The 15,421-nt window shown below is 74.3% G+C and carries 15 protein-coding genes; 12 read left to right on the forward strand and 3 right to left on the reverse strand.

Going from position 1 to position 15,421, the window contains the following annotated elements; genetic code table 11:
* Positions 1-393 precede the first annotated feature (393 nt).
* The gene (locus MUU72_RS28555) at positions 394-1,134 is read left to right on the forward strand and encodes an SseB family protein (RefSeq protein WP_248016301.1); all 741 of its coding nucleotides are present in this window, start codon (positions 394-396) and stop codon (positions 1,132-1,134) included.
* Positions 1,135-1,484: 350 nt separating this feature from the next.
* A complete protein-coding gene (locus MUU72_RS28560; protein ID WP_248016302.1) occupies positions 1,485-2,252 on the forward strand; it encodes an MIP family channel protein in 768 nt (255 codons plus the stop codon).
* A gap of 94 nt (positions 2,253-2,346) precedes the next feature.
* Here MUU72_RS28560 and MUU72_RS28565 read toward each other — a convergent pair whose 3' ends face one another.
* Entirely contained in the window at positions 2,347-2,736 is a 390-nt protein-coding gene (locus MUU72_RS28565) for a DUF1844 domain-containing protein (protein ID WP_248016303.1), read from the reverse strand.
* A 348-nt stretch (positions 2,737-3,084) separates the two neighbouring features.
* On the opposite strand from MUU72_RS28565, the gene infC reads away from it, so the two are divergent.
* The 9 genes from infC to MUU72_RS28610 all read left to right on the forward strand — a co-directional run bounded on the left by infC (position 3,085) and on the right by MUU72_RS28610 (position 12,667).
* Positions 3,085-3,768, forward strand: coding sequence for a translation initiation factor IF-3 (gene infC / locus MUU72_RS28570; protein WP_248016304.1), 684 nt, complete (start codon positions 3,085-3,087; stop codon positions 3,766-3,768).
* Between the two features lie 123 nt (positions 3,769-3,891).
* Complete coding sequence (gene rpmI, locus MUU72_RS28575; RefSeq protein ID WP_046726698.1) at positions 3,892-4,086, forward strand: 50S ribosomal protein L35; 195 nt, start codon at positions 3,892-3,894, stop codon at positions 4,084-4,086.
* 107 nt (positions 4,087-4,193) lie between these two features.
* Positions 4,194-4,580 (forward strand): 50S ribosomal protein L20, encoded by a 387-nt coding sequence (gene rplT, locus MUU72_RS28580; protein WP_248016305.1) that lies wholly within the window; start codon positions 4,194-4,196, stop codon positions 4,578-4,580.
* Between the two features lie 142 nt (positions 4,581-4,722).
* Complete coding sequence (locus MUU72_RS28585; protein ID WP_248016306.1) at positions 4,723-5,586, forward strand: TrmH family RNA methyltransferase; 864 nt, start codon at positions 4,723-4,725, stop codon at positions 5,584-5,586.
* Between the two features lie 74 nt (positions 5,587-5,660).
* The gene (locus tag MUU72_RS28590; protein ID WP_248016307.1) at positions 5,661-6,785 is read left to right on the forward strand and encodes a sensor histidine kinase; all 1,125 of its coding nucleotides are present in this window, start codon (positions 5,661-5,663) and stop codon (positions 6,783-6,785) included.
* A 156-nt stretch (positions 6,786-6,941) separates the two neighbouring features.
* Positions 6,942-8,075 (forward strand): phenylalanine--tRNA ligase subunit alpha, encoded by a 1,134-nt coding sequence (gene pheS, locus MUU72_RS28595; protein ID WP_248016308.1) that lies wholly within the window; start codon positions 6,942-6,944, stop codon positions 8,073-8,075.
* On the forward strand, positions 8,075-10,600 hold the full coding sequence (gene pheT, locus MUU72_RS28600; RefSeq protein ID WP_248016309.1) for a phenylalanine--tRNA ligase subunit beta: 2,526 nt from the start codon (positions 8,075-8,077) through the stop codon (positions 10,598-10,600). The genes pheS and pheT overlap by 1 nt, the downstream gene beginning before the upstream one ends.
* 149 nt (positions 10,601-10,749) lie before the next feature.
* Complete coding sequence (locus MUU72_RS28605) at positions 10,750-12,087, forward strand: NsdA family TPR-like regulatory protein (RefSeq protein WP_248016310.1); 1,338 nt, start codon at positions 10,750-10,752, stop codon at positions 12,085-12,087.
* A gap of 49 nt (positions 12,088-12,136) precedes the next feature.
* The gene (locus MUU72_RS28610) at positions 12,137-12,667 is read left to right on the forward strand and encodes an NUDIX domain-containing protein (protein WP_248016311.1); all 531 of its coding nucleotides are present in this window, start codon (positions 12,137-12,139) and stop codon (positions 12,665-12,667) included.
* 12 nt (positions 12,668-12,679) lie between these two features.
* On the opposite strand, the gene MUU72_RS28615 is transcribed toward MUU72_RS28610, so the two are convergent.
* A complete protein-coding gene (locus MUU72_RS28615) occupies positions 12,680-12,937 on the reverse strand; it encodes a hypothetical protein (RefSeq protein WP_248016312.1) in 258 nt (85 codons plus the stop codon).
* Positions 12,938-13,379: 442 nt separating this feature from the next.
* Here MUU72_RS28615 and MUU72_RS28620 point away from each other — a divergent pair, with 442 nt between their 5' ends.
* Positions 13,380-14,027: a phosphatase PAP2 family protein gene (locus tag MUU72_RS28620; protein ID WP_248016313.1), complete on the forward strand. Its 648-nt coding sequence runs from the start codon at positions 13,380-13,382 to the stop codon at positions 14,025-14,027.
* A gap of 49 nt (positions 14,028-14,076) precedes the next feature.
* Here MUU72_RS28620 and MUU72_RS28625 read toward each other — a convergent pair whose 3' ends face one another.
* Entirely contained in the window at positions 14,077-15,420 is a 1,344-nt protein-coding gene (locus MUU72_RS28625) for a glutamate-1-semialdehyde 2,1-aminomutase (RefSeq protein WP_248016314.1), read from the reverse strand.
* Position 15,421: the final 1 nt, after the last annotated feature.

The raw sequence follows: 15,421 nt of genomic DNA on the forward strand, positions 1-15,421 counted from the left end.
GGGGTGGGGTGCCGGACGTAAAGCGAAGCAGTCCGACACCCCACCCCCGCAGACCCGTCACCGCACCCCAACAGCCCCGCGCAGCGGCAACAACGCGCCGCAGGCGCTCCAAAATCACCCCCCACGGCGGGGGACCCGCCCACGGGGATCCCCCGCGCACGCGAAAGGCGCCGCAGGCGCTCCAAAATCACCCCCACGGCGGGGAACCCGCCCACGGGGGATCCCCCGCGCACGCGAAACGCGCCGCAGGCGCTCCAAAAACACCCCCGCGGCGGGGAACCCGCCCACGTGGGATCCCCCGCGCACGCGAAACGCGCCGCAGGCGCACACGCAACACCCCCCACGGCGGCCCACCCGACAACGTGGGAAGAACCCCCCGATACGCTCGGGACCGTGCAGAAAAACATCCCCACCCCCGGTTTCGCCGACGACGACGGCTCCGCCGATCCCGCGCTCGCGGCCGCCCTCGCGGCCCGCGCGGCGGATCCGGGCGACCCGGCCGCGGAAACCGCCCTGCTCTCCGCCCTGGCGGGCGCCCGCCTGCTCGTTCCGGTGGTGGCGGTCCTCGGGGAGGTCGAGACCGGCCCGGACGGCCTGCGCCGCGAGAAGACCAGCGATATGGCGGTTCCGACCCTCACCGCGCCGGACGGCCGCCGCGCCCTTCCGGCGTTCACGTCGATGGCGACCCTGCACCGCTGGCGGCCGGACGCGCGCCCGGTGGCGGTGCCGCTCCAGCAGGCGCTGCTGGCCGCCGCGCACGAGCAGGCCGACACCGTCGTCATCGACCTGGCGGGCCCGGCCCCGTACCAGCTCACCGGCCCGGCGCTGCGGGCCCTCGCGGAGGGCCGGACCACCGCCGACCCGCTGGCGGACCCGGCCGTCACCGAGGCCCTGCGGGCGCTGCTCGCCGCCGAGCCGGCGGTGGTCGAGGCGCGGCTGACGCCGTCCGCGGAGACCGACGGCACGCTCGCCGTCGGCCTCGCTCCGGACGCCGCCCCCGCGGAGGCCGCCCAGCGCCTGGCCCAGGCCCTCGCCGCCGACGAGACCCTCCGCGCCCGCCTGGTCCGCGGTCTGGACCTGGCCCTCCTCCGCCCCGGCAGCGAAGCCTCCGGCACGCCCCTCTACCGGCGCTGACCCGCCCGCGCCACCCGGCGCGGGCGCCCCGAAGCCGCGCCGCCGCACCGGTCCCCACCCGCCCCGAACGGCCCCACGGCCCGCCCGTACGCCCCCGACACGTACGGGCGCCGCGCCGCCGCCCCGCCGTCCCCTGAGCAGCGCCCGCGCCGGCCCCCGCTCCCCCCTACCTCCCGCGCCACCGGGACCCGGCGCGCCGACCGGTCTCCCTGCTCCGCCCCGCTCGTCTCCGTGGTGCGCGGAAGGCCCGCCGCCCACCGGCGCGCCCCGCCCCCTCCCCGCCAACGGGCGCCCCCGCGCTCCCGGCCGCACAATGCCAGGAGAGCTCAAGATCCACGCGAGGAGAGCCCATGGAGACCACGGAGACCCGCACGGTCGTATCCGAATTCCTCGGCACGCTGCTCCTGGTGTTCTTCGCCGTCGGCGCGGCAGTGCTGGCCGGCGAATACATCGGCACCTTCGGCATCGCCCTGGCCTTCGGTTTCGTCATGCTGGCACTTGCCTACGCCCTCGGCCCGATCTCGGGCTGCCACATCAACCCCGCGGTGACGCTCGGCATGCTGCTGGCGAAGCGCATCACGCCCCGTACGGCCGTCGAGTACTGGGTCGCGCAGATCCTCGGCGGCATCGTCGGTGCCGCCCTGCTCTTCCTGGTCGCCAAGCAGGTCCCGGGCCTCCAGACCCACGCGGCCTTCGGCACGAACGGCTGGGGGGACCGCTCCGCGGTGCACATCAACCTCGGCGGCGCGTTCGTGGCCGAGATCGTGATGACGTTCCTGTTCGTCTTCGTCGTCCTGGGCGTCACGCACAAGGTGGCGGTGGTCGGTTTCGGCGGGCTGGCGATCGGTCTGGCGCTGGGCACCGTCAACCTCATCGGCATCCCGCTGGACGGCACCTCGGTGAACCCGGCGCGGAGCCTGGGCCCGGCGGTGTTCGCGGGCGGCGCGGCCATCACCCAGGTGTGGCTGTTCATCGTGGCGCCGCTGATCGGCGGGGCGGTGGCGGCCCTGGTGCACCAGATCACGCACCCGCCGCAGGAGCCCGTGGTGATCGCCGACCGGGCCGCCCCCGTCGGCCCGGCCCGCCCCGACGAACCGGCTCCCGGCGACCGCGTCTGACCGCGCCGGGCCCGCGGCCCGGGCAGTCACCGGCGGCAACGAGCCCCCACCGGAAGGATCCGGTGGGGGCTCGTCCGCCGAGTGCGGGGCCGGGTCAGCCGTAGACCGGGCCGGTGAACTTCTCGCCGGGGCCCTGGCCGGGCTCGTCCGGGACGACCGACGCCTCGCGGAAGGCGAGCTGGAGCGACTTCAGGCCGTCCCGCAGCGGGGCCGCGTGGTAGGAGCCGATCTCGGTGGCGCTGGCGGTGACCAGGCCGGCGAGCGCCTGGATCAGCTTGCGGGCCTCGTCCAGGTCCTTGTGGTCCGCGCCGTCCTCGGCGAGGCCGAGGTTGACCGCCGCCGAGCTCATCAGGTGCACCGCGACCGTCGTGATCACCTCGACCGCCGGCACCTCCGCGATGTCCCGGGTCATGGTCTCGAAGTCCTGCCGCGCCGCGCCGGCGCTCTCCGGGGCGGCCGGCTGCTGGGGGGTCTGCTCACTCATGGGGTGGGGCTTCACTTCCTGCTGGAGGGGTCGCCCCCAGCCTATGGCCCCGGGGCGGCGGCCCCGCGCCCGGGAGCGCCAGCGGGCGCGGGGTGGTGGCGTGCGGCGCGGCGGCCGCCCGCACACCAGTGGGGCCGCACCCCTTGACTCGTGTATCCTGGTGTTCCGACCGGCCGGACACATAGGTGACCGGCCCACAAGTGGAGGCTCCGATCTCCCACCCGACCGATCTGACGGTTGGCGGGTCAACGGTCCGGCTGCGCCCCGCGGAGACTTCGCGGCGGTGCTCCTGATCTCATGGAGCCCCGCCTGTGTCCCGTCCGGGGCATTTTTCGTGTACCGGCGCGGTTGGTCACACCGAACAGACGTTACGCGGCAGTCCGCCAGGCCGTCGCGTGGTGCTACCGAGGAGGATCCATCAGCGCCGAGCCCCGCATCAACGACCGGATTCGCGTCCCCGAGGTGCGACTCGTCGGTCCCAGTGGCGAGCAGGTCGGCATTGTGCCGCTTGCCAAGGCCCTGGAGCTTGCGCAGGAGTACGACCTCGACCTGGTCGAGGTGGCGGCGAACGCCCGTCCGCCGGTCTGCAAGCTCATGGACTACGGAAAGTTCAAGTACGAGTCGGCCATGAAGGCCCGTGAGGCGCGCAAGAACCAGGCGCACACGGTCATCAAGGAGATGAAGCTCCGGCCGAAGATCGACCCGCACGACTACGACACCAAGAAGGGTCACGTCGTCCGGTTCCTCAAGCAGGGTGACAAGGTCAAGATCACGATCATGTTCCGTGGTCGCGAGCAGTCCCGGCCCGAGCTGGGCTTCCGACTGCTCCAGCGGCTCGCGGAGGACGTCCAGGACCTCGGGTTCATCGAGTCGAACCCGAAGCAGGACGGCCGCAACATGATCATGGTCCTCGGTCCGCACAAGAAGAAGACCGAGGCGATGGCCGAGGCCCGTGAGGCGCAGGCCGCCCGCAAGGCGACGCGTCAGGGCGGGGCTCCCGCGGAGCCCGCTGAGGAGCGCGCCGAGGCGTGACCTCCAGGGTGAGCTGCCCCGGATTCAGGCCGGGGCAACCGCCACGGAACAACCGATACATCTGACGCTCCCGCACAGCGGCCTGGGCCGGCGGGAGCGCCACTGACGAGGAGAGAACGGCGCATGCCGAAGAACAAGACGCACAGCGGTGCCAGCAAGCGCTTCAAGGTCACTGGCTCCGGCAAGGTGCTGCGCGAGCGCGCAGGCAAGCGCCACCTGCTCGAGCACAAGTCGTCCCGCGTGACGCGTCGCCTCACCGGCAACGCCGAGATGGCCCCGGGCGACACCGCGAAGATCAAGAAGCTTCTCGGCAAGTGAGCCGGGGCGCTCCGCCGCACGGGCGGGGCGCACCGACCGCACCGGGACCACACGCTGATCCGGGCCGTGTGAAGAACGACCACGGCCCCGCTACAAGGAGTTAACAAGTGGCACGCGTCAAGCGGGCAGTCAACGCTCAGAAGAAGCGCCGGGCGATCCTGGAGCAGGCCAGCGGCTACCGCGGCCAGCGCTCGCGCCTGTACCGCAAGGCGAAGGAGCAGGTCACCCACTCCCTCGTCTACAACTACAACGACCGCAAGAAGCGCAAGGGCGACTTCCGTCAGCTGTGGATCCAGCGCATCAACGCCGCTGCCCGCGCCAACGGCATGACCTACAACCGCTTCATCCAGGGTCTGAAGGCCGCCAACGTCGAGGTGGACCGCAAGATCCTCGCCGACCTGGCCGTGAACGACGGCAACGCGTTCGCCGCGCTGGTCGAGGTCGCGCAGAAGGCGCTGCCGAGCGACGTCAACGCCCCGAAGGCTGCTGCCTGAATCCCAGCCTCCGAGCGCTGTGACGTCGGGACGACGTCGTGATGACGGACCCGCGGGCCCCGGCCTGCGGGTCCGCCGCGTTTCCGGCCCCGGGCCGTCCCGCCGGGGCCCCGCACCGAACGAAAGAAGCGAGCCGCCGCCCATGGGCACCCCCGAGCTGATCTCCCCGCGTTCCCCGCGCGTCTCCGCCGCCCGGCGGCTGGCCCGCCGCCACTTCCGCGGCAAGGAACGCCGGTTCATCGCCGAGGGCCCGCAGGCCGTCCGCGAGGCCGTCGCGCACCGCACCGGCGGCGCGCCGACCCTCGTCGAGGTGTTCGCCACCGCGGAGGCCGCCGAGCGGCACGCGGAGATCGTGGAGGCGGCGCGGGAGGCCGGGGTGCGGGTGCACTTCGCCGACGACCGGACCGTCGCGGACATCTCGCAGACGGTCACCCCGCAGGGCCTGGTGGGGGTCTGCCGCTTCCTGGACTCGCCGTTCGAGGAGATCCTCGCCGCCCGGCCGCAGCTGGTCGCGGTGCTGGCCAACGTCCGCGACCCCGGCAACGCCGGGACGGTGCTGCGCTGCGCGGACGCCGCGGGCGCCGACGCGGTGGTGCTGACCGACGCCTCGGTGGACCTCTACAACCCCAAGTCGGTGCGGGCCTCGGTCGGTTCGCTGTTCCACCTGCCGGTCGCGGTGGGCGTGCCGGTCGAGCAGGTGGTGTCCGGGCTGCGGGACGCCGGGGTCCGGATCCTGGCCGCGGACGGGGCGGGCGACCGCGACCTGGACGCCGAGCTGGACGCCGGCGCGATGGGCGGGCCGACCGCCTGGGTGTTCGGCAACGAGGCGTGGGGGCTGCCCGCGGAGACCCGGGCGCTGGCCGACGCGGTGGTGCGGGTGCCCATCCACGGCCGGGCCGAGAGCCTGAACCTCGCGACCGCCGCCGCGGTCTGCCTCTACGCCTCCGCGCGGGCCCAGCGCACCGCCGGCGGGTGCCGGGCGGGGTCACCCGCCGGAGGGGCGTAGCCGCGATCCCGGCGGGCGGGCCGGGCCGAGCTAGTAGTCTTGCCAGCTCCGGCCCGGAAGGGGGTAACACGGCGATGACGGCGAGGACTTCGGCGATCGCGGCGACCGCCGGAAGCGGCCCGCCGGCGGCGTCCGGCACCGGCCCCGGGCTGGCCCCCGACGACCTCCCCGACGGGCTGGTGGTGGCCGACGAGCACGGCCGGGTGATCTGCTTCAACGCCGCGGCGGCCCGGATCACCGGGATCGCGCCGGGGGACGCGCTGGGCCGGCCGGTCGGGGACGCGCTGCCGCTCCAGGACCTGGAGGGCCGCCGCTGGTGGCAGCTGACCGACCCGTACGGGGGACTGGCGATCCGGCGCGGGCAGCCCGAGCGGAATCTCCTGCTGGGCGGCCGCGAGGTGCTGGTCTCGGCCCGGTACGTGCGCAGCGCGCCGACCGGTCCGGTGCGGCGGCTGGTGATCGCGTTGCGCGGCACCGAGGCCCGGCGGCGCACCGAGCTGAGCCACGCCGAGCTGATCGCCACCGTGGCGCACGAGCTGCGGTCGCCGCTGACCTCCGTCAAGGGCTTCACCGCCACCCTCCTCCAGAAGTGGGAGCGGTTCACCGACGACCAGAAGCGGCTGATGCTGGAGACGGTGGACGCGGACGCCAACCGCGTCACCCGGCTGATCGCCGAGCTGCTGGACATCTCCCGGATCGACTCCGGGCGGCTGGAGGTGCGCCGGCAGCGGATCGACATGGTCGCCGCGGTGCGCCGGCACGTCCAGGCGCAGACCACCGCGGGCCAGCGCCCGGACCGCTTCCTGATCCGGATGCGGGAGCCGCTGCCCGATCTGTGGGCGGACCCGGACAAGGTGGACCAGGTGCTGGGCAACCTCCTGGAAAACGCGGTGCGCCACGGCGCGGGAACGGTCACCATCGAGGTGGGACCGGCCGGCGGCGCCGGTGGCACCAGTGGGGGAGAGGGGACGTGCGTCACCGTGAGCGACGAGGGCCCCGGCATCCCCGAGGAGTCGATGAGCCGCGTGTTCACCCGCTTCTGGCGGGGCAGCAAGCGAGGCGGCACCGGCCTGGGCCTCTACATCGTCAAGGGCATCGTGGAGGCGCACGGCGGCACGATCACGGTCGGCCGGGCCCCGGCCGGCGGCGCCCAGTTCCGCTTCAGCCTGCCCGTCGCCGCCCCGGCCTTCCTGGGCTGAAGGGGGGCCGCGGGCGCCCCGGCCCCCGGGGGCGGGCCGCCCGCCCCTTAGACTTGACCTTTGGCACCTTTGGCGCACAGGCATCGCGGACACGCGGGCGCAGAGCCGAGGCGAAGCGAGCCGCGCCAAGCCACACCACCGGAAGCACGGGAAGAGATGTCCGCACCCAATAAGTCGTACGACCCTGTCGAGGTCGAAGCCCTGAAACCGGAAGAGATCGCCCGACGGGTCGATGAGGCGCTGGCCGCCATCGCGGCCGCGGGTGACCTTGACGCGCTCGCCCAGGCGAAGGTCGCGCACACCGGTGGCACGTCGCCGCTGGCGCTGGCCAACCGCGAGATCGGCGCCCTCCCCCCGCACGCCAAGGCGGACGCCGGCAAGCGCGTCGGCCAGGCCCGGGGCCGGGTCAGCCAGGCGCTCAAGGCCCGCCAGGAGGAGCTGGAGGCGGAGCGCGACGCGCGCGTCCTGGTCGAGGAGGCGGTGGACGTCACGCTGCCCTACGACCGGGTACCGGCCGGCGCCCGGCACCCGCTGACCACCTTCATGGAGCGGGTCGCCGACGTCTTCGTCGCGATGGGCTACGAGGTCGCCGAGGGCCCCGAGGTCGAGGCCGAGTGGTTCAACTTCGACGCGCTGAACTTCGTACCGGACCACCCGGCGCGCCAGATGCAGGACACCTTCTTCGTGAAGGCCAACGGTGCCGGGGCGGCCGCCGAGGGCGAGTCGGGCGTGGTGCTGCGCACCCACACCTCGCCGGTGCAGGCCCGTACGCTGGTCGACCGCGAGCCGCCGGTCTACGTCGTCTGCCCGGGGCGGGTCTACCGCACCGACGAGCTGGACGCCACGCACTCCCCGGTCTTCCACCAGATCGAGCTGCTGGCCGTGGACGAGGGCCTGACCATGGCGGACCTCAAGGGCACCCTGGACCACATGGTCCAGGCGCTCTTCGGCCCGGACATGAAGACCCGGCTGCGGCCCAACTACTTCCCGTTCACCGAGCCGTCCGCCGAGATGGACATGGTCTGCTACGTCTGCCGTGGCGCGTCCGTGGGCAACCCCGACCGGCCCTGCCGCACCTGCTCCAGCGAGGGCTGGATCGAGCTGGGCGGCTGCGGGATGGTCAATCCCAAGGTGCTGATCGCCTGCGGCGTGGACCCGGAGAAGTACAGCGGCTTCGCCTTCGGGTTCGGAATCGACCGGATGCTGATGTTCCGGCACAACGTGGAAGACATGCGCGACATGTTCGAGGGCGACGTCCGGTTCACCCGGCCGTTCGGGATGGAGATCTGATGCGGGTCCCGCTTTCTTGGCTGCGGGAGTACGTCGACCTGCCGGCGACCACGACCGGCCGCGACGTCCAGGAGAAGCTCATCGCGGTCGGCCTGGAGGTCGAGACCGTCGAGCAGCTCGGCGCGGACCTGACCGGCCCGCTGGTGGTCGGCCAGGTGCTGACCATCGAGGAGCTGGAGGGCTTCAAGAAGCCGATCCGCTTCTGCACGGTGGACGTCGGCGCGGCCAACGGCACGGGTGCGCCGCAGGAGATCGTCTGCGGTGCGCGGAACTTCGCCGTCGGCGACAAGGTCGTCGTGGTGCTGCCGGGCGCGGAGCTGCCCGGCGGCTTCAAGATCGCCGCCCGCAAGACCTACGGCAAGAAGTCGCACGGCATGATCTGCTCCGGCGACGAGCTGGGCATGGGCGACGACGGCTCGGGCGGCATCATCGTGCTGCCGCCGGAGACCGAGGTCGGCACCGACGCGATCGAGCTGCTGGAGCTCCGCGACGAGGTGCTGGACATCGCCGTCACCCCGGACCGCGGCTACTGCCTGTCGATGCGCGGGGTGGCCCGCGAGGCCGCCACCGCGTTCGGGCTGCCGCTGCGCGACCCGGCGCTGCTGGACGTCCCGCCGCCGAACGCCGGCGGCTACCCGGTCCAGGTGGCCGACCCGATCGGCTGCGACCGCTTCACCGCCCGTACGGTCAGCGGGCTCGCCCCGGAGGCCCGCACGCCGATCTGGATGCAGCGGCGGCTCCAGAAGGCCGGGATGCGCCCGGTCTCGCTGGCAGTGGACGTCACCAACTACGTGATGCTGGAGCTGGGCCAGCCGCTGCACGCCTACGACCGGGCGACCGTCGAGGGCCCGATCGGCGTGCGGCGCGCCGCCCCCGGCGAGGAGCTGGTCACCCTCGACGGCACCAAGCGGGTGCTGGACGGCGAGGACCTGGTCATCACCGACAACCGCGGCCCGATCGGGCTGGCCGGTGTGATGGGCGGGGCGAACACCGAGATCGCCGCCCCGGTGGCCGACCCGGAGACCGGGGCGCTGCGCGGCACCACCGACGTGGTGATCGAGGCCGCGCACTTCGACGCGATCGCCATCGCCCGGACCGCCCGCCGCCACCGGCTGTCGTCCGAGGCCGCCAAGCGCTTCGAGCGCGGGGTGGACCCGGAGGCGGCCTCGGCCGCGGCCCAGCGCACGGTGGACCTGCTGGTGCTGCTGGCCGGCGGCACCGCCGAGGACGGCGTCACCGAGGTCGTCTCGCCGCGCGGACCGCGCACGCTCACGATCCCGGCGGACCACCCGGACAAGGTCGCCGGCGTCACCTACGGCCGGGAGACCGTCGTCCGCCGCCTCCAGCAGGTCGGCTGCGACGTCTACGGTCAGGACGAGCTGGTGGTCACCGTGCCGTCCTGGCGCCCGGACCTCGCCGACCCCAACGACCTGGCCGAGGAGGTCATCCGGCTGGAGGGCTACGAGAACCTGCCCTCCACGCTGCCGCTGCCGCCGGCCGGCCGCGGTCTGACGGAGCGTCAGCGGCTGCACCGCCGGGTCGGCCGGGTGCTGGCCGGCGCCGGGTACGTCGAGACGCTGAACTACCCGTTCACCGGCGCGGCGGTCCTCGACCAGCTCGGCATCGAGCCGGACGACCCCCGGCGGGACGCGGTGACCCTGGTCAACCCGCTCTCCGACGAGGAGCCGGACCTCCGCACCACCCTGCTCCCGGGGCTGCTGGCCGCGCTGCGCCGGAACTACGGGCGGGGCAGCCACGACCTGGCGCTCTTCGAGACCGGCCCGGTCTTCCGGGCCACCGGCCAGGAGCAGCCGGCCCGCCGGCTGGTGGTCGACCGCCGGCCCACCGACGACGAGATCGCCTCGCTGGACGCCTCGCTGCCGCAGCAGCCGCGGCGGGCCGCCGTGGTGCTCGCCGGGGCCCGGGAGCAGGCCGGCTGGTGGGGTCCTGGTTACCCGGCCGGCTGGGCCGACGCCATCGAGGCGGGCCGCACGGTGGCCCGGGAGGCCGGCGTCGAGCTGATCGTCCGCCAGGACCAGCACGCCCCCTGGCACCCCGGCCGGTGCGCGGCGCTGCTCGCGGTCGCCGACGGCGAGGAGATCCTCGTCGGCAACGCCGGTGAGCTGCACCCGCGGGTCGTCAAGGCGCTGGGTCTGCCGGAGCGCACCAGCGCGATGGAGATCGACCTGGACCGGCTGGAGCGGGCCGGCGCCGGTGCGCTGAAGGCCCCGCGGATCTCCACGTTCCCGGTGGCCACCCAGGACGTCGCGCTGATCGTCGACGCGTCGGTCGCGGCGGCGGACGTGGAGGCCGCGCTCCGCGAGGGCGCCGGCGCCCTGCTGGAGTCGCTGCGGCTGTTCGACGTCTTCACCGGCGAGCAGGTGGGCGAGGGCAAGAAGTCGCTGGCCTACGCCCTGCGGTTCCGCGCGGACGACCGGACGCTGACCGCCGACGAGGCCAGCGCGGCCCGGGACGCGGCGGTCGCGGTCGCCGTCGAGCGGATGGGCGCGGTGCTGCGCGGCTGACGCCCGGTGTCGCGTGCGGGCCCTCGTCCACGGTGGTGGGCGGGGGCCCGTCGCGTGTGCGGCGCGGGCCGCGGCCGGATCACACCCCGTGTGAACTCCCCCTGATTACGCTGGACTTACGGAGTCCGTACGTCCCCGGGGGGCGAGGCATGGAGCCCAACACGCTGCTCGACGCGATCCTGGACGAGGCCGGTATCTCGCACGCCGGCCTCGCGGCCCGGATCAACCAGCTCGGGCGGCGGCGCGGGCTCGCGCTGCGCTACGAGCACACCGCCGTGGCGCGCTGGCTCAAGGGCCAGCGGCCGCGCGGCCAGGTGCCGGACCTGATCTGCGAGATCCTCGGCGAGCGGCTGCACCGGCCGGTGGGCCTGGACGACATCGGGCTCAGCGGCCCGGGGGCGCGCCGGGCCGCGGACACCCCGCTGTCGGGGTTCGTCGAACGGGCCACCGCGCTGTGGCGGTCCGACGAGCAGCAGCGGCCGCACGTGGTCGCGGCGCCCGCGCTCACCGGGACCTCGGCGATCATCCCGGTGTGGGAGTGGGAGAACCCGCCGGAGGACTTCGACGTCTCGCGCGACGGGCTGACCCGGGTCGGCATGGCCGACATCGAGATGCTCCGGGCGGCGCGGACCCACTACGAGCAGATGTACCGGAAGGCGGGTGGTATCGCTACCAGAACGCGCATCGTCGGATTCCTCAACACCGAGGCGGCGCCGCTGCTGCGGGGCAGCTACAGCGATGCGACGGGGCGTCAGCTGCACCGGGCGACCGGTGGGCTGGTGGCCGTCGCGGGCATCTGCGCGTACGACTCGGACGCTCTCGGACTGGCCCAGCGCTACTTCCATCAGGCGCTGCGGCTGGCCAAGGCCAGCGGGGACCGCGGCCTCGGCGCGTATGTGATCGCGCTGCTGGTCAACCAGTCCCTCTTCGTACGGGAGTACCGCCAGGCGGTCGCCTTCGCCGAGGCGGCCCTGCGCGCCGCGGGCGGGCAGCTCACCCCGGCGCTGTCGGCCGATCTCTACGCGATGCAGGCCAAGGCGTACGCGCGGCTGGGCGACGGTTCCAGCGCGCTGGCCTGCATCCGGCGGGCCGAGGCCGCGGCGGAGCGGATCCGTCCGGGGCTGGAGCCCGCGGAGACCGGTTATGTGCAGCCGGGCCTGGTGAACGTACAGGTGGCGGAGGCGCTGCTCAGCCTGGGGGATCTGCGGTCCGCCCGGGAGCAGGCGGACGCCGCCGTGGACACCCCCGCACACGACCGCGGCCGGGTTCACCGGCTGGCCATGCTCACCCATATCGAGCTGCGCCAAGGGGACGCGGACCGGGCCGTGGCCAACGCCGCGGAGATGACGGAGCAGGCCCGGGGCATGGAGTCGCAACGCCTGCGGGACCGGCTGCGGGCGGTGCGCGAGCATCTGGCGGAGACCGGGAGCGCCGCGACGGACGAGGCTGCCGATCTCATCGACGAGGTGCTGCGCGTTCCGCTGTGACCGGGCTCGTGTCACCTTGCCGGCCCACACAGCGGAAGGTGGCAGTTACGTGCGTTGGAACAACCTCGGCGAGAAGCCGGTCTACGCGAATCCCTGGTTCCGGGTCACCCTGGCCGATGTGGAGCTGCCCGACGGCCGCCATCTGGATCACTTCCTGATCCGGATGCGGCCGGTCGCGGTGGCCACCGCGGTCAACGACGCCAACGAGGTGCTGCTGCTGTGGCGGCACCGGTTCATCACCGACAGCTGGGGCTGGGAGCTGGCCGCCGGCGTGGTGGAGGACGGGGAGGACCCGGCCGCCGCGGCCGCGCGGGAGATGGCGGAGGAGACCGGGTGGCGGCCCGGACCCCTCCAGCACCTCCTCACGGTGGAGCCGTCCAACGGCCTCACCGACGCGCGGCACCACATCTACTGGTCCGACCGCGCCGAGTACCTCGGCGCCCCGGAGGACGACTTCGAGTCGGACCGGCGGGAGTGGGTCGACCTCAAGCTGGTGCCCGACATGGTGGCGAGGGGGGAGGTGCCGGCCGCGAACATGGCCGCGGCGCTGCTGCTGCTGCACCACCTCAGGCTCGGCTGAGGCCGGCCGGGCTCAGTGCCCGGACGCCTGCCAGAGCGCGGCCGCCAGCGCCCCGAGGCCGGTGAGTGCGGCGATCGACGGCAGCGGCCAGCGGCGGCTCTCCAAACGCGTGACGCGGACCTGGAGTTCGTCCGCGTCACGCGTGTTCTGCTCGCAGCGCTGGGCGTGCAGTGCGAGCCGGCCGTCGACCTCGGCGGTGCGTACGTCGAGTAGGCGGCGCAGCTCCGCTAAGTCGGCGGCGATCAGATCGGGGTCCCGGTGGGCGGTCACGTTCCGCTCTCCTCTTTCCTTCTCCTGGGGACGGTCGGGGGTTACCGGAACCAGTCAACTGCCGTGGGCGGGACGGCGGGAGCGTGTGCGGCGGGGAGATCCGGGTCCCCGTTTCACACCCCGTGCGAAGTGACGGCGGGTGACCGTTTCGCACGGGGTGCGAAACGGCCGCACCGAGTTGGCGCATTCACACTCTGTCATCGGCGGCGGGAAAGGAGTTGACTCGTAGGCGACGGGGGCCGCGGCCGGCGGTCGGGCGCCCGCCGGCCCGTTCCGCCCGCCGAACTTTCCCCCGAGCGGCGGGCGGACGGCCCCCGTCGCCCCCGGCGCCGTACCCCGGGGCGGCCGCTGTGTCAGAGTGCGGGGGCGGGGCCGGTTCGGCGGAGGGGGCGTGGTGGGCAGAGGGCGCCGGCGGGAGCCGGAGGGGGCGAGCGGTGCGGGCATGTCCGGCGTGGCGGCCGGCGGTGCCCGGGAGCCCAGGTCTCCGCGGCCGCGGCTCGGGTGGGTCGCGGGGCTTGCCGCGCTGGTGGTCGTGGTGCTCGGGGTCCGGTATGCCGGAGGCAGCGGGCCCGGTGGGGTGGACGGGTGGGTCGGGGCGGCGGTGGACGGGGTGGGGCCCTCGTGGCGGGGCGTCGCGCTGGCCGTGGACTTCCTGGGGGAGCCCGGGGGAGCGGTGGTGCTGGTCGCGGCCGCCGTGGCGGGCTGCCTGCTGCTGCGGCGGCCGCGCGCGGCGGGGCTCGTCGTCGCGGGTGCCGGTGCGAGCGTCGCGGCGGCGACGGTGATCAAGCAGCTGGCGGGGCGCACCATCCACGGGGACGGCAATCTCTCCTACCCGAGCGGGCACACCGCCTTCCTCACCGCGCTCGCCCTCGCGGGGGCGCTGCTCGTGTCCCGGCGGCTCGGCCTGGGCCGGCGGGCGGGCACGGTGCTCGTGGTCGCCACGGCGCTGGCCGCCGGGGGTGTCATGGGGTGGGCGCAGGTCGTGCTGGGGGCGCACTATCCGACCGATGTGCTCGGGGGCTGGTGCACCGCGCTGGTGGTGGTGCCAGCGGCGGCGTGGCTGGTCGACCGGCTGGGGGAGCGCGGCTGACGGGCGTCCCGGTGCCGTTCGGGCTCCTCCGGCGCGGGCCCGGGCCGGGTCACGCCCGACGGCGGAACACGGGCTTCACCGGGCGGCCGGCCAGCCAGGGGGTGGGGTCGGCGGCGTCCAGGGCCTTGCGGTAGACCGCGCACGCCTGGGCCACCACCTCGATGGTGCGGTCGATGTCGGCCTCGCCCAGCGCGCTGCTCACCACGAACGACGGGGCCAGCACGCCGCCCGCGAGGAGCCGGCGCAGGAACAGGGTGCGGTACGGCTGCGAGGGCTGCCGGTTCTCGTCGAGGGTGGCGAAGACCAGGTTGCTGGCCCGGCCCCGGACGAGGAGGTGGTCGCCCACGCCCGTGCGCGCCGCGGCGTCGCGGACACCGGCGGCCAGCCGCTCCCCGAGGGCGTGCAGGCGCGCGGTGACGCCCTCCTCGGTGTAGGTGGCCTGCACGGCCATCGCGGCGGCCAGCGAGTGCGTCTCGGCGCCGTGCGTGGTGGACAGCAGGAACACCCGGTCGCCGGAGTGGCGCAGGCCGCCGCGCTCCATCAGGGCGCGGCGCCCGGCCAGCGCGGAGACGGCGAAGCCGTTGCCCAGCGCCTTGCCGAACGTGGAGAGATCGGGGACGACGCCGTACAGGCCCTGGGCGCCCGCCTCGGACCAGCGGAAGCCGGTGATCATCTCGTCGAAGACCAGGACGCAGCCGTACCGGTCGGCCAGGTGGCGCAGGCCGGCGAGGTAGCCGGGCGGCGGCTCGGTGCGGGCGGCGGGTTCGAGGATCAGGCAGGCGATCTCGTCCGGGTACCGGGTGAGCAGCTCCTCGGTGGCGGCCAGGTCCCCGTAGGGGAACGTCACGGTGAGCCCGGCGGTCGCCGCCGGCACGCCGGCGGACATCGGCGTGGTGCCGATGAACCAGTCGTCGGTGGAGAAGAACGGGTGGTCGGCGCAGAGGGCCACCCGCGGGCGCCCGGTGGCGGCGCGGGCGAGGCGCACCGCCGCGGTGGTGACGTCGGAGCCGTTCTTGGCGAACTTGACCATCTCGGCGGTCGGCACCGTGGCCAGGAAGCGTTCCGCGGCCTCGACCTCCACCACGGACGGCCGGACGAAGTTGCTGCCGCGGCTGATTTCCCGCCGCACCGCCTCGGTCACGCGGGGGTGGGCGTGGCCGAGGCTGACCGACCGCAGACCCGAGCCGTACTCCAGGTAGCGGTTGCCGTCGATGTCCCACACGTGGGCGCCGCGGCCGTGGCTGATGACCGGGGCCAGGTGCTCGGGGTACTGGTCGTCGCCCTTGGCGTAGGTGTGCGCGCCCCCGGGGATCAGGGCGTGCAGCCGCTCGTTCGCCGCCCGCGACCGGGAAAGGCGGAACTCCGCGGTGTCTTCGGGGTGTTCGGTGTCCACG

Source organism: Streptomyces rhizoryzae (assembly GCF_023155275.1).
Classification (GTDB): domain Bacteria; phylum Actinomycetota; class Actinomycetes; order Streptomycetales; family Streptomycetaceae; genus Streptomyces; species Streptomyces rhizoryzae.